Here is a 20,407-nt window from a genome sequence, read left to right as displayed (position 1 = left end):
GCCCCAGTGAAGCAGCCCGCACGGGCTCCAAGGAACGCTGACCTCACACGCAGTCGTCCCTTTCGAACTCACTGCGACCGGTTTGATCATCCGCGGATGATCAATCGTTACGCCCTCGTGACCTTCGGCAGAGTGGGACGTGAAAGATTGTTTCGCGCCACGGGAGTGTGCGTGCGAACACTCTGCGTGGCCTTCCTGTATCTCGCAGAGGTGAGGTTCCGAATGGTCGGGCACGGGGGTACGCGCTTGCTGACTCGTCGCAGACGGCTGGTCACGATGGCGGTGGCGGCATCGCTGGTGGCGGGGCTGATGTCGGGTTCACCGGCGTCAGCGAAACCTCGGGACGGTGGGTTGGCGAAGCCGCCGACGACGTCACCCGGGCCGTCGGTCAAGGGCGTCAAACCCCTGCCAACAAAGTTTGTGACGCCGCCGGACGACGCAAAGTCGGCCTACAAGCCGACTCGGACGGCTTGGCCGAAGGCGTCGTCGGCGCGGCTGGAGTTGACCACGCCGCGGACGCCATCGGCGGCAGCGGCGAAGGCACGCTCCGCTGACACACCCGTCTGGGCGCAGCCAATTCTCAAGGCCGGGCGCTACACGGGCCCGCAGAACATCGACGTCCAGGTCGCCGAGCCCGCCGCCGCCGAGGCGGCGGGTGTCGACGGCGTGCTGCTGTCGATGAACCCGAACGGCGCATCCGAGTCTGGCCCCGTACGCATCGGCCTGGACTATGCCGAGTTCGCCGAGGCCTCCGGCGGCAACTACGGCTCGCGGTTGAAACTGGTCCGACTACCCGCCTGCGCGTTGACAACACCGAAGGTGGCGCAGTGCCGAACCGCAACCCCGTTGCCGTCGACCAACGATTTCGCCGCTCAGGCGGTGTCGGCGGAGGTCCCGCTGACCGCCGCCGGCACCGAAGCGCGGATAGTCAACGGACCGACCGTGTTGGCCGCAGTAGCGACCGCCGGCGAGGAAGGCGGCAACGGCGGCACCTACGCAGCCACCGACCTCAAGCCCTCCGGTTCCTGGACCGGTGGTGGCAGCACGGGCTCCTTCACCTACTCATACCCGATCACGGTGCCTCCAGCCGCGTCAGACCTGGTGCCGACCGTGGCCCTGTCCTACGACTCTGCCAGCGTCGACGGGCAAACGGCGTCCACGAACGCCCAGTCATCATGGGTGGGCGACGGCTGGTCCACGCCGCGATCGTATGTCGAGCAGACCTTCGCCTCCTGCATGGACGACCCGGGTGGCAAGCCATCGCCAGTGAAGACCTTCGACCGGTGCTATGACGGGCCGATCCTCACCCTGTCGCTGAATGGGTCCTCGACGGCGCTGGTGTGGGACTCGACAAAACGAGTGTGGAAGCCCGAGTCGGACAACGGCGAAGTCATCACCCACGTCGAAAACTCGGGCAACGGCACCGGCACCTACAACACCGACTACTGGCGGGTGACGCTGCGCGACGGCACCACCTACGATTTCGGCCGTAACCGGCTGCCAGGCTGGACTTCAGAGAAGCCGGCTACGAACTCGGTGGATCACACGCCGGTGTACTCACCGCACGCCGACGGTCCGTGTTACAAGCCTGAAGGCTTTTCGGCATCGGTGTGCACCATGGCGTACCGGTGGAACCTGGACTACGTCACCGACGTGCACGGCAACGCAATGGCCTACTACTACAACCAGGCCACCAACTACTACGGCCGTAACAAGGGCACCACCGACGTGTCCTACATCCGCGACAGCCACCTCGCGCGGATCGACTACGGCTTCACCGACGGCGGCGCCTACAGCACCGTGCCGAACCGGGTCGTGTTCAACACCGGCGACCGCTGTATGTCGGGCACCTGCCAGCCGCTGAACGCAACGACGAAGGCTAACTGGCCGGACCTGCCGTACGACTTAATATGCAACTCCGGCACCGACTGTGACGGCTGGAGCCCGTCGTTTTTTTCCACCGTGCGCCTGACCTCCATCGAGACGCAGCAGTACGACACGGTGACGTCGAAGCACGAGAAGATCGACTCCTACGCTCTGAGCCATACCATGCCGCTGACCGGCGATGGCACCTCCCCAACGCTATGGCTTACCTCGATCGCCCGCACCGGGCACGACACCAGCGCGGGTGGATCGACTGCGCCGATCAGCCTGCCGTCGGTCTCGTTCACGAGCGTCAAGCTGCCCAACCGGGTGGACGTCACCGGCGGACTTCCGTCGTTCTACCGGCAGCGTATCGCCACCATCACCACCGAAACCGGCTCTGTCATCAGCCCCAGCTACGAACTGCCCGTGCCCTGCACGGCACCGGTAAGCACCGACCCGGCGGCGAACACCAAATCGTGTTACCCGGTGTACTGGACTCCTGACGGCTACACCGCTCCGAAGAAGGACTGGTTCCACAAATACGCCGTTACCCGGATCACCTCCACTGACCCGACCGGCGGCGCTGCGGCTTTGTCGACCAACTACAAGTACCTGGGCGGCGCCGCGTGGCACTATGACGAGAACGAGGTCGTCAAAGCCAAGTACCGCAGCTACGGCCAGTTCCGAGGCTATGACAGGGTACAGACGCTTACCGGTGACGGGGTCAACGACCGGCGCACCCTCTCTGAGGTCGCCTACTACCGCGGCATGTCTAGAAACAACAACACCACCGTGGTCAATCTGACCGACTCCGCAGGCGGAACCCACGAGGACATCGACGAACTCGCTGGCAAAGAGCTGGAATCGACCCAGTACGTCGGCGAAGGCGGCCGCATCGACTCGTCGACGATCGCGTCCTACTGGGTTTCCGGGGCGACCGCGACCCGCAGCCGGACGGGCCTTTCGGCGTTGACGGCGCAGTGGGTGCAGCACCTTAAGAACCACAGCCGGCAGGCAATCACCAGCGGCGCGTCACCGACCTGGCGGTACACCGCCACCGACAACAGCTACGACGCGAACGCCAGCAGCCCTACCTTCGGCGAGCTCAAGCACACCTACACCCACACCGTGCCCACCGATCCGGTCTACGACCAATGCACCACCTACACCTACGCCCCGGTCAACACCGGCAAAAACCTGGTAGGCCTCGTCAGCCAAACCGAAACCGTCGCTGTCGCCTGCGACGGATTCAGCCAAGGCAACCCCACCTCGGAGCCCGGAAGCGTCAACACCCTGTCCGCCCCGGCAACGGTCAGCCGACCTGGTCAGGTCGTCAAGGCCGAACGCACCTTCTACGACGACAAGGACTTCGCCGCCACTTTTCCCCAGACGATCGCCCCCACCAAGGGCAATGTCACCATGACCCAACTCGCCGCGGATTGGACCTCCAACGCCTACACCTGGCAAACCAGCCAGAAGTCGACCTACGACTCGTATGGTCGGGTCGCCGAGTCCTATGACGGTCGGGGTAATAAGACGACCAGCGGTTACACCATGAACCCGGTGAAGCTGGTCACCGGCATGTCGGCCACCAACGCGTTGAGCCAGACCGTCTCCACCACCGTCAACCCTCGACGTGGCAGCGTTCTGACCAGCACGGACGTTAACCTGATCACCACCCGGCAGCAGTACGATGCGCTGGGCCGAAGCACGGCAGTCTGGTTGAACTCCCGTGCCACCAGCAGCGCGGCCAACCACAAGTTCAGCTACACCATCTCCAAAACCGGCGTGACCGCGGTGACCACCCAAAAGCTGAACAACTCTAACGGCTACCAAACCTCTGTCGCCATCTACGACGCACTGCTCCGTAGTCGCCAGAGCCAGACCATCACTCCGCAGGGCGGTCGGATGATCACCGATACGTTCTACGACACACGCGGCTGGGTTCGCGCCTCGTACAACGGCTGGTGGGATGACGGCAACTTACCGGCGGTCACGACTCCGGTGTCGGCCGCCGGCCTGAAAAAGGAGGTACCGAACCAGACCTTCATCACCTATGACGGTCTGGGCCGGCCGGTGAACGCTGTCGCCGCCAAGAACGGGGTGACCGTGTCTACGACTACTACGGTCTACGGCGGTGACCGGACCACAGTGGTCCCGCCCGCCGGCGGGGTGGTAGCGGCCACCATTACCGACCCTTTGGGCAGGAAGAACGAGCTGCACGAATACAGCAGCAAGCCAGCGGTGACTACGCCAGCGGACACGTTCACCGGCACCTTTACCGTCACCGGTGGCGTGGCGACCGTCACCAAGTACGGCTACGACAGTCACGGAAACCAGGCCACGCTCACCGATGCCAAGAACAACATCTGGGCCTCCACCTACAACCTGCTCGGTCAGGTTGTAGCCAAGTCTGACCCTGACGCCGGTGACAGCAGGTTGCGCTACGACGCCAGCGGCAACCTTATTCAGTCCACCGACGGCCGAGACGAAACGCTGTCCTACACATACGACGCACTGAACCGAAAGACCGGAGAGTACGCGGCTCCCAGCGATAACCAATCGGCGGCGAACAAGCGGGCCGCATGGGTCTATGACAACAGCAACACCGTCGCCGGGGTCACCAACGCGATCGGGCAGTTGACTACGACGGTCGCCTACCGGGACGCCCAGGCGTACACCACCCAGCAGAAGGGCTTCGACGTCTTCGGCAACAGCCTGGGTGTCATCGTCACCATCCCCGGTAGCGAGGGCGCTCTCGCCGGGTCCTACATCTTCGGGCGCAGCTACACCTCAGTGCTGGGCTTGCCTTTGACCGACACCTACCCTTCAAAGGGGAGCTTGGCATCCGAGACAGTGGTGCACGGCTACTCCGGCGTGCTCGACCTTCCCACCACCCTCGGCGGTCTCGCCGGATACAGCCAGGGCGTCAGCTATGACGCTTGGGGCCGCGTCAACCAGCAAAAAATTGGCTCGGCCACCAGCCACGCCTTCGTCACCAACATCTATGACACACACACCGGTCGACCGACCAATCAGATCGTCACCCGCTCCACCGCCACCCCAACCAATGTTGACGAGCAGGAATACCGCTACGACCAGGCTGGCAATATCACCCGCAGGATCAGCAAGCGCTACGGCGCCAGCACCCCCGCCGAAACCCAGTGCTACGGCTACGACGGCCTCGCCCGCCTCACCGAAGCCTGGACCGCAACCGACAACTGCGCCACCACCCCCACGAACACCAACAAAACCATGGTCGGCAACACCATCGGCGGCGACACCGCGTACTGGACCAGCTGGACCATCGACCCGATCGGCAACCGCACCAAACAAGTCGAGCACGATCTCGGCGCTAGCGCCGACACCATCACCGACTACACCTTTAACGGCAACAACCAGAACAAGCCTCACACGCTGACCGCTGCGACCACCAGCGGTGGAGCGACCGGCACGACCTCGTACACCTACGATGCGGTCGGCAACACCGTCGGACGCAACGCCAGCCAAGGCGACCAAATCCTCACCTGGGACAGCGCCGGGAAACTCGCCGAAGTCACCGGCGGCACCAGCGGCGACAGCACCTTCATCTACGACGCCGACGGCAGCCTGCTGCTGCAGAAGGAACCAGGGAAGAACACCCTTTATCTGCCTGGACAACAGCTTGCCCTGGACACCAGCACTGGCGTCATTGACGGCGACCGCTACTACCAACTTCCGGGCGGTAGCGCTTGTATTCGCTCGGGCAGCGGAACCGCGTACACCTTCGCCGTTAACGACTATCAGGGCACACCTTCGCTCTACCTCGACAACACCGCCCAAAACCCCAACTGGCGGCAGTACACCCCCTACGGCGGGCCTCGCGGCGCGGCGGTCAACACGCCCGACAACCGGGGATTCCTCAACAAGCCCATGAGTTCGACTGGACTGACTATCGTAGGTGCCCGCGCCTACGATCCGAAGATCGGCCGATTTGCCTCAATCGACCCAGTTCAGGATCCCAATCACCCCCAGCAGTGGAACGGCTATTCGTACGCCAACAACACGCCTGTTACCTCCAGCGACCCTAGCGGGATGATCCCGACCGACTGTCTGACCGTCGCGAGCTGCCCCGACTATCGTCCAGGCGACGAGAATGGCAATCGGAAAAACAAAGAGAAAGATCCGAAATGTTGGCCCCGCTGCTCTCAATCCAAGGATTTGACTCCGAAGCCAGGCGGTGGAACAGATGTCGGAGGTGAAAAATACTGCTCTCTTCCGGGTGCCTGGAGCAGCCCCGGATGCCCCGGTTGGGCTACGCGGGATCACCCGATTGCTCCCGACTTCACGGGCACAGGAGCAGGATCCGTCTCAGCCGGCTGGGATTCGCCCGCGCACGGCTGCGTCCAAGTGGCGCCGACCTGGCACTGCCTACTCGTTGCCGACATAGTCGCTGTCGTGCTTGCCAAATTGGGACTAGTGAACCCCGCGGCCCGGGGAGCGGTCCTTCTTAGAGGAGAAGCGGCCCAACTCGCCGCTGCGCGTGAGACGGGTGCTACGCTTGGAAATACCGCCAACCTCGGCGGCTGGATACCCAGCACGATTCCCGCCGAGTCTCAACTTGTCATCCGCGGCATTCGCCGAGATGGAGTTATCGGTGAGTCGGTTGGCTCCAAGGGGGGGCCGCCGGTTCCAGAGGGATTCCGCAACGACGGCGGCGGCGGTGCATACGTGCTTCCAAGATACCGGTCCTCCGGCGAGCCCATCGAGTACAGAGAATGGGGAACCGTGCAGTCGCCCAGTAATCCCAATCCGGGGGGTGAGCGGATCATTACCGGCTCAGACGGCTCAATCTATTACACCCCGACCCATTATCAGACCTATATTGTGGCGGTTCCTGGATCATGAGTATGTGGGATCGTGATCACGGTCGGGTGCGAGTAGTCGACAGCGAAACGCGCTACCGCACAGCCGATCTCCTGCCGCCGGCCGGAACGGTGGTCGTTGCACATGTTGACGGAGCGGACATGGGCGACGAGGACGAGGTTTTCACTCAGTTTTATCATGCATTCGAGCTGCCGAACTATTTCGGTTGGAACTGGCCGGCGCTGTCCGACTGTCTTCGTGACCTGGATTGGCTGCCCGCCAATCGCTACATCCTTTCCATCTCCAATGCCGATCTTGCATTGTCGCAGAACCCGGGCTTGAGAGGAATTTTCTTGCAACTCCTGAATACCGTGTCTACGCACTGGGCGGGACCCGGCAATTACAGGGGCGGACAGCCGGTCGTCTTTGATGTACTGCTGATTTGTGCTGGCGCTGCAGTATCCCGTCTAGAGTCGGAACTGCAGAGCTTGAATCGTCAGGGCTAAGGCAAGGATGGCGTGGCACGTCGGCCTGACCTTAGCGCTGGGCGGAATTTTCGTCCGGGATCAGTCGCGGTGGCGGTGGCTGGGGCCAGGGTCAAGGCTCGACGCGAGGCGGTTGCAGGCGGTGGGCGATGTTCGCGAAGGTAACAGTCGCGGAGATCGCCGACAGCTTTGGTGTCGCACACGCGCGGTGGAGCTGTATCTTGTTCGCCTCGGCCGGGGCCCCTCGGTCGAGGCGAACAAGGCCAGTCAGGCAGAGCCTGGTAATTGAGGGGCTTGTCGCCGGCGTCGCCGCGCCACCCCGGCCACCGTTGACGCCTACCCGTCGGACACCGCGAACGCCGACAAGCCGCGATGAGGTCGTGGACGCCCTGCTCGCCGAGGAACTACTAATCATCGCCGGTGGCCTGCGGGTGGCTGAGCCCAGCACCGGAAGAGCCGTGGTGCCGGGCTGTTGTGCCGGATTGGAGGACTGGCGGGATTGGGCGCAGGCACTCACTGGCGGCTCGCCGTGGCTGGGTCACGACCCGGGCCCTGAGATCCAGGCGGTTGGTGAGGACCTGCGGGTGTGGCAGGACGGCGGCCCGGACCGTCATCACGGCCGCCAGGTCGGGCTTCATATCGACCTCCCGCGTCATGCGCTGCCGCAGTTGCTGATGGGCGTGCAGCGTGACCCGGTCGGCTTCCTGGACGCCTTGGCCGGATGGGCTGATCGGGCCGACCTGGGCCGGCAAGGGATCGCCTTGGTGAGGGCGATCGACTACAGCTTCACGATCACTGCATTGTGGGACTTGCCGGAGGGTTAGCGGACCGTCCACGGGTTGCGCGCCTTCCTCGCCACCGAGCGCGGGCTAATCTCGGATGCGCCGCGTTCGGGCGGCCCTTGGCCCGGAGCCAGATGGCGCTGTAGCCCCTAGGGCGTGCCCTGCCGATCATGTAGTGGTTGATCGTTGACGATGTGCCGGTGGTGCGTCGTGGTGAACTGACCGATGAGGCGTGGGCGGTGATCGCGCCGCTGCTACCGGAGCCGGGCAGCAGTCGGGGCCGGTGGCGGGATCACCGTCAGGTCATCAACGGGATCTTGTGGAAGCTGCGCACGGGTGCGCCGTGGCGGGACCTGCCGGAACGGTATGGCCCGTGGAAGACCTGCCACGAACGTCTGCGTCGCTGGACGGCGGATGGAACGTGGGATCGGATCCTGGTCGCGGCGCAGGTCCATGACGATGGCACACCGGTGAAGTGGACGATCAGCGTCGACTCGTCGATCGTGCGGGCGCACCAGCATGCCGCTGGCGCCCGCAAAAAGGGGGCTCCCCAGCAAGTCCGGCGACGCCTGGTGCGCAAGATGGTGAGGCCATCGGCCGATCCCGCGGCGGACTGAGTACGAAGATTCACCTCGCCGTCGACGGTCGTGGACGGCCGTTGTCGATCCTGCTCACCCCGGGCCAGGCCGGCGACAACCCCCAGCTGTTGGCGTTGCTGGACGCGATCCGGGTCAACGATCCCGGGCCCGGTCGGCCCCGCAAGCGACCGGATGTGCTGATCGCGGACAAGGGCTACGCGCATGACTCGACTCGTCGAACCCTGGGGCAACGCGGGATCCGGCACGTCATCCCTGAACGATCCGACCAGGTCGCCCGCAGGGCCGCCAAGGGCAGCGCCGGCGGCAGGCACCAGCCTTCGACAAGGTGATCTATAAGAAGCGCAACGTCGTGGAACGTTGCTTCAACTGGCTCAAGCAATGGCGTGACCTGGCCACCCGTTACGCCAAACGTGCGTCCCTCTACCGCGCCAGCCTCGTCCTGATCGCCGCCACCATGTGGCTCCCGTGATCGACACCGACTGCCCTATGCGGCCACCTGACCAGAGCTGACGAACCAGGTATCCGATCCCACATCAATCGGCTCATCGACCCAAGGCTGCACGATCGCGGCGATCTCTGCCGTCATCGGCCACATGTCCATGACCCAACCCTCAGCCGTCACGTCGACGTGCGCGCGCAGTGGCCCTACGACGTCCGATGGCAAATCCCAGGACCGCTGCAGGAAGCCGTCCGCACCGAACTTCTCCACCATGTTGACCACAACCACGGCCGAACCCTAGCTGCAGCCTCCCGCCACATGCCCCAAGATCGACAGGACAGGGCCCAGGCCCTCTCGGCAGGTACCGCACCGTTGCCGCTCGTGGCGCGGCTGTAGTTCCGCCTGAGCTCTGATTCCTGCAGGTCAATCAGAGCACGGGGTGAATCGGCTCGACCATCCCTCGTCAAGCAGCCCGTCGAGGGCGAACAGCTCGAACCCGTTGCCGTCGTGGCTGACCAGCAGCGCGTCTCTGAATCGGTATCGCTGTGGGGATTCATGGTCGCGCGTGGGCGCGGCCGTGCCTTCCCCGAAGTCAAGTCGTACCCATCGTTCGTCATCGTCGTCGCGGTTGTCGTCGTCCTTGTATTCACTGAGCAACCATGTGCCCTGGGCGGATGCGGGCCGGCGGCCGTCGAAGTAGGTGCGCCAGATGTATTGGTCGCTGTACGTCTGTCGGAGGTCCTGAAGGAGGTGCGAGAGGTAGCCGTCCGAAAGCGAGTCCAGCCGTGACGGCCCATCCTGGCGCATGTCGATCCGGTCGCCGTAGGATCCGCACCAGGCCCCAATCAGGTCATCGCTCGCGGGCTGCGGTGGCGGGATCGAGGGCGCGCAGCCAACCGCATGGCTGACTGGAGCATTTTGGGAACGCGTGGCGCTAGTTCCCACGCCAGCGACACACTGGAGCCTTGGGACCTGCTTACGGGCCGTGGGCGCCGGCCCACCCGGACCTGGCCCGCTCACTAGCGTGACCCGGCATCTCGGGCGCCGAGCTTCGCCGCGATACCCAGGACAGGCATCGACGATCGGCGTTCCGGACTGTCCTCCATGGGCGGGCCGACCCGCCATTATTTGGGATGCCGATCCCACGGTCAACGCCCTGACGAGGCACTTGTGGTTGGGACCTCTTCGGCGGTCCCGAAGAGGTCCCACCGCAGCTAGACTTGCGCGAGCCTTAGAGTTGCGCTGAGCGTCATCGACGGTGGGGCAATGGGTCGTGTCGCCCCTCGGACACACATTAAGCACACGGCCGAGATCGCTTGCGACGATCTCGGCCTTCAGTGTCTTGGTGCCCGGTTGGTAGATCATCCGCAGGCCGATGCGGCTGTACAGCTCGGCCTTGTCCCGTGGGTCCGCCTGGCGCAGGCAGCGCGGACTCGATGCCATCCTGGCCGAGGCCCAAGCGCGGCGGACTCATCGACTACCAGCTCCTTCGGGGGCTGCACCGGACCTTGCCGAGAAGCGGCGAGTTGTCGGACGCCGCCTCGTCGCTCACCCACGCCATCGCCGCCACGGCGCGGTGCCGCAGGCGTTCGGGAGATGGCGGGGTCCGCGATCGTGCTGCGGACGTCCCGAGGCGCTGGCGCTGGAGAACGGCGTTGCCACGCCCACCGTGCCCGGTCCCGATGGCGAAGATGGCGAAACGTCGGCATTGGCGCGTGGTGAACGACGGGTATCCCGGAGGGCGGCCCTGCGCCGATCATTGCCCGGAGATAGATATGAGTCACTCTCACCTCCGGGTGGAACGCCCGGGCGCGGAGGGCGAGGCGTCGGCACCGGAAGCCGGGCGTAACCGAACGGCCCGACTCCGCGTCCCCGGAGGATCGCCATGCCCCGTCCCGCTCTCCGTACCCGGCTCGCGGCGCTCACCGCCGCCGCCCTGACCGCAAGCGTCCTGACGGTGACCCCGCCGTCACCGGCGCTGGCCGCCAGCACGTTCGCCGCCAACGACTACTGCCTCGGCCAGTGCGCCGACATCCTGCCCCCCGGGCAGAACGGCAACGCCACGCTGGTTGCCATCCTGGCGCACCAGGCGCTCGGCACCCGCCCGGCGCACTCCAGCGACCAGCTCGACGAGTACGCGAACCTGGTCTACAACTACGCCGGGCTGACCGACGAGCAGATCGCCCACTTCTACAACGACGCCTCGTTCGGCGTCCCGGCCGCGCAGGTCGAGAGCACCGTCTCGCCGCGCGCGGACGTCACCATCGTGAGGGACAAGGCCACCGGCGTCCCGCACGTCACCGGCACCACCCGCGCCGGCACGATGTTCGGCGCCGGTTACGCCGGGGCCCAGGACCGGCTCTGGGTGATGGACCTGCTGCGGCACGCCGGTCGAGGCACGCTCACCTCGTTCGCCGGCGGCGCGCCGGGCAACCGCGAGCTGGAGCAGAGCATCTGGGCCAACTCGCCCTACTCGGAGGCGGACCTCCAGGCCCAGGTGGACGCGCTGCGCCTCAAGGGCCCGCGGGGCCAGCAGCTCTACACCGACGTGGTCGACTACATCGCCGGCATCAACGCCTACATCGACAAGTCGATCGCCGAGGACAACTACCCGGGTGAGTACGTGCTCGCGGGCGCCGGCAAGCCGAAGCACTTCACCATGACCGACCTCATCGCCACCGCCGGCGTCATCGGCGGGCTCTTCGGCGGGGGCGGCGGCAGCGAGATCCAGTCCGCGCTGGTCCGGGTGGCGGCCCGGGCCAAGTACGGCGCCACCGAGGGCGACCGGGTGTGGGCGGCGTTCCGGTCACAGAACGACCCGGAGACCGTGCTCACCCTGCACGACGGGCAGAGCTTCCCGTACGGGGCGACGCCGCCGGGCGCGACCAGCGGCGTGCTCCCCGACGCCGGCTCGGTGGTCGCCGAGCCCCTCGCCTACGACGCCAGCGGCGGGGCCGCCGCCCGCACCGGCACCAGCACCGCCACCCAGGGGCTGCTCGGCGGCCTGTCCAACCTGCGCGCGCACGGCATGTCCAACGCGGTCGTGGTCTCCGGACGGCACACCACCACCGGCAACCCGGTTGCCGTGTTCGGGCCGCAGACCGGCTACTTCGCGCCGCAGTTGCTGATGCTCCAGGAGCTGCAGGGGCCGGGCATCAGCGCTCGCGGCGCCGCGTTCGCCGGGCTCAACCTCTACGTGCTGCTCGGCCGCGGCCAGGACTACGCGTGGAGCGCGACCTCCGCCTCCCAGGACCTCACCGACACGTACGCGGTGCCGCTGTGCACCACCGACGGCAGCGTCCCGACGCTGCGCACCAACCGCTACCTCTACCACGGGCAGTGCCTCGCCATGGAGGCGCTGGAGCAGCGCAACTCCTGGTCGCCGACACTGGCCGACTCCACCCCGGCCGGCTCGTACACGCTGCGCGCGCTGCGCACCAAGTACGGGCTGGTGGCCTACCGGGGCCTGGTGAACGGGCAGCCGACCGCGTTCACCAAGCTGCGCTCGACCTACCGGCACGAGGCTGACTCGGCGATCGGCTTCCAGGCCTACAACGACCCGTCGGCGATGGGCAGCGCGGCGGCCTTCCAGGCGTCCGCGGCCAACGTCGGGTACGCGTTCAACTGGTTCTACGTCAACTCGACCGAGGCGGCGTACTTCAACTCCGGCTCGAACCCCGTCCGTCCGGCCACCGCCGACCCGAACCTGCCTGTGAAGGCCGAGCCGGCGTACGAGTGGGCCGGCTGGAACCCGGATACCAACGACGCCACCTACACCCCGACGTCGGCGCATCCGCAGTCGGTCAACCAGGACTACTACGTCAGCTGGAACAACAAGCAGGCGCGGGACTTCGGGGCGGCGGACGGCAACTTCAGCTTCGGCTCCGTACACCGGGGTCAGCTGCTCGACGGCCCGGTGCGCGCCGCGATCGCCCAGCGCAAGCTCGGCCGCGCCGACGCCGTCAAGATCATGGCGGACGCGGCGGTGACCGACCTGCGCGGCCAGCAGGTTCTCGGCGACCTGCTGCGGGTGCTGGACAGCACGCCCGTCACGGATCCGGCGCTGGCCGACGCGGTGGGCAAGCTGCGGGCCTGGCAGCAGGCCGGGGCCCGCCGGGTGGAGACTTCCCCCGGCTCCAAGGTCTATCAGCACGCCGACGCGATCCGGATCTTCGACGCCTGGTGGCCGCTGCTGGCCTCGGCGCAGTTCCGCCCCGGCCTCGGGCCGGACCTCTACGCCGCGCTGGTCGACGCCCTCGAGGTGAACGAGGCGCCGTCGGGCGGCCAGAACGGCGGACGCGACGGTGCCGCGAGCTGGGCGTTGCAAGGTCAGGCGCACAAGGGCTCGTCGTTCCAGTACGGCTGGTGGGGCTACGTCGACAAGGACCTGCGCACCGTGCTCGGCGACCCCGTCGCCGGCGGGCTGGGCCGCGCGTACTGCGGCAACGGCAACCTCGGCGTGTGCCGGCAGTCCCTGCTCGACACGCTCGGCCAGGCCGCCGCGGTGCCGGCCACCACGGTCTACCCGGGCGACAAGTCCTGCGGGGCTGGCGACCAGTGGTGCGCCGACTCGATCGCCCAGTCCGGGCTGGGCGGCATCACCCACCCGCTGATCGCCTGGCAGAACCGCCCCACCTACCAGCAGGTCGTCTCGTTCCCGGCGCGTCGGGGTGACGACATCACCAACCTTGCGCAGGGTCGTCCGACCACCGCGTCGAGCACCCAGTTCCTGACCAGCCACACCCCGGACAAGGCGGTCGACGGCAGTCTCGGCAGCCGGTGGGCCAGCAGCTACAACGACAACCAGTGGATCCGGGTCGACCTCGGCGCGGCCCGCAGTGTCAGTCGGGTGGTGCTGCGCTGGGAGGCGGCCTACGGCACCTCGTACCGGGTCGAGGTCTCCGGCGACGGCGGCTCCTGGACACCGGTGTTCACCACCACCATCGGCAACGGCGGCGTCGACAACGTGACCTTCGCCCCGGTCACCGCCCGCTACGTGCGGGTGTACGGGGTCAAGCGGGCCACCTCGTACGGGTTCTCGCTCTACGAGTTCGAGGTGTACGGACGGTGAGCTCGCCCGGAGGGGGCGGCGGGAACCACTCGCCGGCCCCTCCGGGCGATCGGTAGTCGTGGTCAGAGCCTCCCGGCGATCCTTTCCGAGGAGGCTCTGACCACTGCTGGCGGTTCGGCTATCTCATAGGCGCGGGTCCTGCTGGACCTCCAGGGCGTTGAGGATCGGGTCGTTCTCGCCCTTCTCGCGGCTGAACTCGATCTTCAGATCGCCACCGGCGTGCTCGACGGTGACCGTGTTCATGTCCGCGGTCAGCGCGCCCACCTTCGCCTGCACGTCGTGGTCGTGGAGCACGACCTTGCCGTCGGCCAGAACATCGAAGGCACGCTTGCCGGCCTTGACCTTCTCGATCTCCGCGAAGTCGAGGCCGATCCGGTACGTCCCGGCGGGGGCGTTCTTGAACACGTAGCTGAACGTCTCGCCGGTCCGCTGGGTGCGGAACAGCGCGTCGTCCTCGGTGCCGGCGATGTCGGCCTTGGTGGTACGCGCCTTGCCGCCGACGTAGCCCCACGACCGCTTGCCGAGCTCCTGGTCGGGCGACCAGACGAAGCCGTCGGCACCGACGTGCCCGGACCCGCCCACGTCGACGCCCTTCCAGTAGGCCGAGGTCGCCAGGCGGACCGGCTTGAGCTGGGTCTCGCCCTTGCCGGCGTTCGACGCCACGAGCACGTCCCCGACGAGCACACCGGGCTCGACGCCGGCGTTGTCGGCCGTCGCCGTGACCGTGGTGGACGCGCCGGCCGCGACCGTGACCGTGCCGGTTGCGGCCGCGCCCTTGAGGGTCAGCCACGGAAGGTCGGCGGCCTCGTGCCCGCCGTCGCTGGTGCGCTTCTGCTCGCTGATCCGCACCTCGAGCGGGGCGGAGCCGGTGTTGGTCACGGTCACGTCGGCCGTCGCCTTCTGGTCCCTGTCGAGGAGCCAGTCGAGGTCAGCTCCGGTGACGGTGGCGATGCCCGTGGTCAACGCCGTGTCGACCACCTCGGCCTGATCCTTCTTGGCGATGGTCACGGGGTGGCTGGCGGTGACGTAGTTCGGCGCCGACACCTCGACGGTGTTCTCGCCGACCAGCGCCTGAGCCTTCCACCGGCCCTTCACGTCGGTCGTGATGACCCGCTCACCGTTCGGCCCCTTGAGCGTGACGATCGCGCCCTCGAGCGGCTTGCCGTCGTTCTTGTCGGTGACCGTGCCCTCGATCGTGCCCGCGGCCGGGAGGGTGTACTCCAGCCCCAGGCCGGCCTTCAGGACGGGCTGGTTGAAGGAGTGCTGGCCCGCCGGGTTGCGCGTCAGGCTCTCCACACCGACCGTCGCCGACGACCCCCGGGTGAGGGGGTTGTCGCCGCCGACGCCGTCGCCGTACCCGATCTGGATCCGGCCGTCCGCGATCAGGGTGACCGAGAAGCTCACGCGAGCCGTCTGGTCGGTGTAGAAGGTGACGTTGCGCCACTCGATGACCTGCGCCGCCAACCCGTCCACCTCGGTGGTGCCGAAGTAGATGCCCGCCTCGTCGTCGACGACCAGGTCGTCCCAGAGCGGATAGATCGCGTCGAACGCGTATGGCGACGGCAGCTCCGTGTTGTTCCCCACGGCGCTGGCCTGGTCGAAGATCAACTGGCCGTTCGTCGTCACGCACACGCCGTCCCAGGCCGTGTCGTAGAACGGGAACAGGAAGCGGGAGTCGAACCACAGCACGCCGCAGACGTCATCGCCGTGCCACCCGGACTCCTCCGTACCCTGGCGGTAGAGCCCGTCGGTCACCTTCATCGAGTACGAGCGACCGGCGGGGGCCACCGGCACGGGGCCCGGCTCCGGCTGCTCGGGCTGGGGCTCCGGCTCCGCCGTGTCTGCGCGCGGGTCGAGCGTCACACGCAGCGCGGCAATGGTGGGGGCCTTCAGGCCCTTCGAGCCCCGCAGCTCCACGGTCAGCGGACCGCTCTCGTGCTTCACGACGGCGGTGCGCCAGTCGGCGGCGTTCGGCCCGACGGCCGCGGCCGGGTCGTACGCGTACTCCGTCAGCGTTCCGTCCACGAGGACGTCGAACACCCGCTTGCCCTTGGCCGCCTTCTCGATCTCGGCGAACCCGACGTCGATCGCGTAGGTGCCCTTGGGCGCGTCGGGGAAGCGGTAGAACAGCTGCTTGTCCGGCGTGGTGCGCTGCGACTGGAACAGGGCGTCGTCCGTCGTACCTGCGATGTCGGCCCGCGTGGAGGTGACCTTCGTCTTCCCCTCGTAGCCCCACGCCCCCTTGCCGGCGGCCTGGTCGCCGGACCAGGTGTAGCCGGAGCCGTCGGTGAACTTCGGGCCGCCGGCGTTGAGGCCGACCTGGTACTTCGTGGTCGTGAGCGTCACGGGGACGTAGGTCTTGGACTGGCGTCCGGAGTCGGACCGCACCACGATGTTCGCGCCGAGGACTCCCGGCTTGGTGTCCTTCGAGGAGATCGAGACCTTGACGGTCGTCGACTGACCCGGCGCGAGGGTGCCGCCGGTCGAGGAGAGCGACAGCCACGGCAGGTCGGTGAGCAGGTCGTCCTCGACATCGACCAGCACGACGTCGTCGGCGACCTGGTCCGCCGCCCACAGCGCCCCGGTCGAGTCGGTCTCGAGGCCGCCGCCCTGGCCCGCCTTCTGGCCCGGGAACCACCACGCGTTCACCAGCGAGCAGTCGTCGGGGTCGACCTGCAGCAGGCGGGTGGGCCTGTTCGAGGTGAGGTCGGTGTACCAGATGGTGTCGGACGCCTGGTTGTAGGCCAGGCCCATCACCTCGGGCAGCGGCGGGGCGCAGAAGGACAGCAGCGCACCCGGGTTGTCGTGCGACGTCCCGGCGACGGTTCCGATCATGCCGTTCGCCCGGCCGCCGACGTAGAACACGTCCTCCGTCGGGTTGTAGGCGAGGCCGGTCAGCTGCAGCGTGGACCAGTCACCCTTGATCTGCCGGGTCTCCTTCCCGGTCTCCCGGTCGAAGCAGTGGATGTAGCTGGCCGGGCTGTCCTCCATCTGGCACATGTCACCGGTCTTGGTGTCGAGCGCCATGTCGAACGCCCGGTAGGCGGGGTTCCACGACGCGTCGAAGACCTTTCCGGTCCGCTTGCCCGTCACCGTGTAGGCGGTGTTGGTCCGCGCGTTGTAGTCGTGGACCCAGACGTCGCCGTCGTACCCGACGCCGGACGGCTCCTTCTCCTGGATCGTGCCCGGGATGGCGATCCGGGTGATGACGTCTCCGCCGGAGGTCGTGCCGACCTTGCCCGCCGCCTGTGCTTCCGCGGCGCTCGACGTGGCGGCCTTGCCGTCGACGTTCGACGGCTTCATGCCGCTCGCACCGGTCTTCCAGGCGGTGAGGTCGATCGTGCTGGCCGCACCCGTCCCGGTGCGCCCGGTGGCGCCGGCGGCCTCAAGCTCGGGGTGGCGCGCGGCCTCGCCCAGGTCGTACGTGAGTGGGGCGGAGCCGTTGTTGGTCAACGTCAGCGAGCCCACGCCGTTCTGGTCGGTACCCAACAGCGCGTCGAGGCCGTCGGCCTTCAGGCCGGCGACACCCGTGGTCAGACGCGCGTCGATCTTGGCATTCGCATAGAGCTTGTCGAGGGAGAACGGGTACGTCGCGGTCGTGTAGTTCGGCGCGTCGACCGTCATGGTGTAGTCGCCGACCGGAAGCTGGCGATGCACGACGCCGGTCCCGTTGGTCGTGACGGTCTCGACGAGCCCACTCTTGTTCGTGAACGAGACCTTGGCCCCGGCCACCGGCAGCCCGTCGTTCTTGTCGACGACGGTCGCGTCGAGGTACCCGAAGTCCGGCATGTCGTAGGTGACGATCATCCCGTCGCGCAGCACCGGGGCGCTGTCGGAGAACCGGATGCCGTCGACGCCGGCCCAGCCCTGGATGCCGGTGGTGGCGTGCGCGCCGGCGGTCACCGGGTCATCGGTCCCGATGCCGTCGCCGTACCCGAAGATCACGGTGCCCGAGCGGGTGAGCGTGGCCGAGTAGCTGACCGGCTCCGTGTACTCCGACCGGGTCGGATAGGCCCAGAGCTTGGCGTTACGGAACTCGACGACGAACGCGTCCTCGCCGTTGACCTTGGTGGGCGCCGTGAAGACGCCCCCACCGGGGGCGAACTCGACGGGGGTCTGGACGTAGAACGGGAAGACGCCCGCACCGCCGCTGCCCGGCCCGGTGGAGGTGTCCGGGGAGATCACGCCGCGCAGGCTGATGCCGAGGGTGTCGTGGCTGCCGTTGTAGAGCGCGATCGGGAACGGCAGCTTCACCGTCGCCCACACGCCGCTGGTGAACGCGACCGGGTCGGTGCCGCGCAGGTACTCGCCCTCGGAGACCGCGCAGCTGTAGCCGCCCTTGTCGACGACGAGCCCGACCGGGATCTCGCGCGACTCGTTCTGCGCGCCGACGGTCAGCGGGACCGTCGTGGGCGAGAAGCAGGCGTTGGGCTTGACGCTCAGCGTGTACCCGCCCTCGGGGACACCGCCGATCGTGAACGCGCCGTTGGCATCCGTGCGTACCGGCTTGAGCGGCGTGTCCTTGACGGAGACGTCGGCGTTCGGGACGGGCCGCTTCTTGTCGTCGACGACCCTGCCGCTGACGTCGTGCTTCGCGGCGGCCGTGAGCGGCAGCTTGACGGAGGTGTCCTGGCCGAGAGAGATCGTGACGTTGGCGCTCGCGGTCAGGTAGCCGAAGACCCTGGTGCTGAGCTGGTAGTCGCCGACCGGGAGGTTCGTCGTGAACCGGCCGTCCTTGTCGGTTCCGATCGACCGGCTGAACGGCCCGCTGATCGTCACGTCGGCGGCGGCGACCGGGGCGCCGTTGGCGGTGACGACACCGGTGAGGGTGCCGCCCTGCCGGGGCGCGAGCTCGAGCAGGCGGACGAGGTCGAGCCGGCCCTCGCCGTACTTGTTGTTGACCTCGGCGGTGCCGCCGCACTCGGTGTCGTCGACGTCGACGGCCGACTCGCCGAGCAGGCGGCGGGTCTCCTCGACCTGCCCGATGAGGGTCGGGTCGTAGCTCCACAGCGCCGCGACGGCGCCGGCGACGTGGGGTGCCGCCATCGAGGTGCCGGACATTTCGGTGTAGCTGTTGCCCGGGTAGGACGACCGGACGCCGTCACCCGGCGCGGAGATCTCGGGCTTGATCCGACCGCCTTCACCCTCGCCCTTGCGGGAGAACGACGCGAGCGTGCCGTCCGACGAGTAGGCGCCGACGGAGTAGGCGCTCTCGGCGGAGCCGGGGGAGGAGACGGTGTCGCAGGCCGCGTACGGCACGGTGTTGCCCGATGACCAGACGCTGAAGATGCCCGCGGCGCTCCAGGCCTCGTCGATGGACCGGAAGAAGTCGTCGAAGGCGTGCTCGACGGTTTGGCCCCACGAGTTGTTGACGACGTGGGGGCGCTTGGACGGGTCCGGGTTGTTCCCCTGGACGTCGGTCGGGGCGAGCAGCCACCAACCCGACCGCAGCAGCGACTCGACGCCGGTGCTGTCACAGCAGCCGTTCGTCGCGATCCACTGCGCGTCCGGGGCGACGCCGACGTGGTTGGTGCCGTCGTCGCCGACCATGGTGCCCATGGTGTGCGTGCCGTGTCCGTTGTCGTCGCACGGAGCGCCCGTGCACGTGCCCCGGGTGGCCATCCAGTTGTAGTTGTGGTCGACGGTGCCGTCAGGCTTCGTACCGCGGTACTGGTGCATCAGGGCGGGGTGGTCGAACTGGACGCCCGAGTCGAGGTTGGACACGGTGATGCCCGCACCGGTGGCGCCCATGGCCCACGCCTCGGGGGCGTGGATGGCGTCCAGACCCCACGTGGCGGTGCCGTCCTCGGCCGCGGCCTTAGGGGCGGCGGGGCGGGCAGCCCGGTCAGCGGGGATCTTCTCGTCCACGGGCTCGACCAGCGCGACCTGCGGCGTCGCGTGGATCTCGGCGACCTGCACCTTCGAGGCCACGTCGAGGGCGAGTTTCTCGGTGCCCCCCTTGACGAGCACGGTGTTGGCGATCGGGTACGAGGTGTACCTGACGCCTGCCCGGTCGAGTTCGGCGGAGACGGATGCCACGGAGTCCTTCGCCGCCGTGGTCAGCGCGTCGTAGACGAACTGACCGCGAGCGGTCCAGTCGGCGATCTTCTTCGCCGGCTTGAGGTCGGCTGTGGTGTCGAATGTGATCCAGAAGTCGGAAGCCCGCTGCGTGCGGAAGCGGTCCTTCAGGCTCGACGCGATCTTCTCGGCGGCCGTGCCGGGATCCGGCTCAGCGGCGGACGCCGGGAGTGGCTGGATCATGCTCAGGCCGACCGCTGCGGCAAGCGTTGCCGCGAGGGCTTTGAGTCTCATGCGGGGTC

General features: G+C 67.4%; 7 protein-coding genes and 1 pseudogene. 5 read left to right on the top strand and 3 right to left on the bottom strand.

All coding sequences use genetic code 11. The features are described from left to right. Window positions 1–96: 96 nt before the first annotated feature. The 4 genes and pseudogenes from AB0C04_RS20775 (at window position 97) to AB0C04_RS20760 (ending at window position 9,046) form a co-directional block, all read left to right on the top strand. The gene (locus AB0C04_RS20775) at window positions 97–6,753 is read left to right on the top strand and encodes an RHS repeat-associated core domain-containing protein (protein ID WP_357056986.1); all 6,657 of its coding nucleotides are present in this window, start codon (window positions 97–99) and stop codon (window positions 6,751–6,753) included. After that, on the top strand, window positions 6,750–7,217 hold the full coding sequence (locus tag AB0C04_RS20770; RefSeq protein ID WP_357056983.1) for a barstar family protein: 468 nt from the start codon (window positions 6,750–6,752) through the stop codon (window positions 7,215–7,217). The genes AB0C04_RS20775 and AB0C04_RS20770 overlap by 4 nt, the downstream gene beginning before the upstream one ends. Window positions 7,218–7,576: 359 nt before the next feature. Further along, entirely contained in the window at window positions 7,577–8,020 is a 444-nt protein-coding gene (locus AB0C04_RS20765; protein ID WP_357056980.1) for a hypothetical protein, read from the top strand. Between the two features lie 161 nt (window positions 8,021–8,181). Beyond that, window positions 8,182–9,046: pseudogene (locus AB0C04_RS20760) on the top strand (IS5 family transposase). A 15-nt stretch (window positions 9,047–9,061) separates the two neighbouring features. Here the strand turns inward: AB0C04_RS20760 and AB0C04_RS20755 are convergent. Together AB0C04_RS20755 and AB0C04_RS20750 are read right to left on the bottom strand one after the other, a co-directional pair. Beyond that, complete coding sequence (locus AB0C04_RS20755) at window positions 9,062–9,304, bottom strand: hypothetical protein (RefSeq protein ID WP_357056977.1); 243 nt, start codon at window positions 9,302–9,304, stop codon at window positions 9,062–9,064. Between the two features lie 135 nt (window positions 9,305–9,439). Further along, a complete protein-coding gene (locus AB0C04_RS20750; RefSeq protein WP_357056975.1) occupies window positions 9,440–9,961 on the bottom strand; it encodes a hypothetical protein in 522 nt (173 codons plus the stop codon). A 940-nt stretch (window positions 9,962–10,901) separates the two neighbouring features. Here AB0C04_RS20750 and AB0C04_RS20745 point away from each other — a divergent pair. Further along, window positions 10,902–14,087: a penicillin acylase family protein gene (locus AB0C04_RS20745; protein ID WP_357056972.1), complete on the top strand. Its 3,186-nt coding sequence runs from the start codon at window positions 10,902–10,904 to the stop codon at window positions 14,085–14,087. Between the two features lie 123 nt (window positions 14,088–14,210). Here AB0C04_RS20745 and AB0C04_RS20740 read toward each other — a convergent pair whose 3' ends face one another. Further along, window positions 14,211–20,399 (bottom strand): S8 family serine peptidase, encoded by a 6,189-nt coding sequence (locus AB0C04_RS20740; protein WP_357056970.1) that lies wholly within the window; start codon window positions 20,397–20,399, stop codon window positions 14,211–14,213. Window positions 20,400–20,407: the final 8 nt, after the last annotated feature.

The organism is Micromonospora sp. NPDC048909, assembly GCF_040649635.1.
GTDB lineage: Bacteria > Actinomycetota > Actinomycetes > Mycobacteriales > Micromonosporaceae > Micromonospora.
This window is presented reverse-complemented; position numbering and strand designations above follow the sequence as displayed.

Excerpts from the sequence above, each read along its gene's own strand:
- AB0C04_RS20775 (WP_357056986.1), top strand. The coding sequence starts at position 97 with ATGATCAATCGTTACGCCCTCGTGACCTTCGGCAGAGTGGGACGTGAA.
- AB0C04_RS20770 (WP_357056983.1), top strand. The coding sequence starts at position 6,750 with ATGAGTATGTGGGATCGTGATCACGGTCGGGTGCGAGTAGTCGACAGC.
- AB0C04_RS20745 (WP_357056972.1), top strand. The coding sequence starts at position 10,902 with ATGCCCCGTCCCGCTCTCCGTACCCGGCTCGCGGCGCTCACCGCCGCC.
- AB0C04_RS20740 (WP_357056970.1), bottom strand. The coding sequence starts at position 20,399 with ATGAGACTCAAAGCCCTCGCGGCAACGCTTGCCGCAGCGGTCGGCCTG.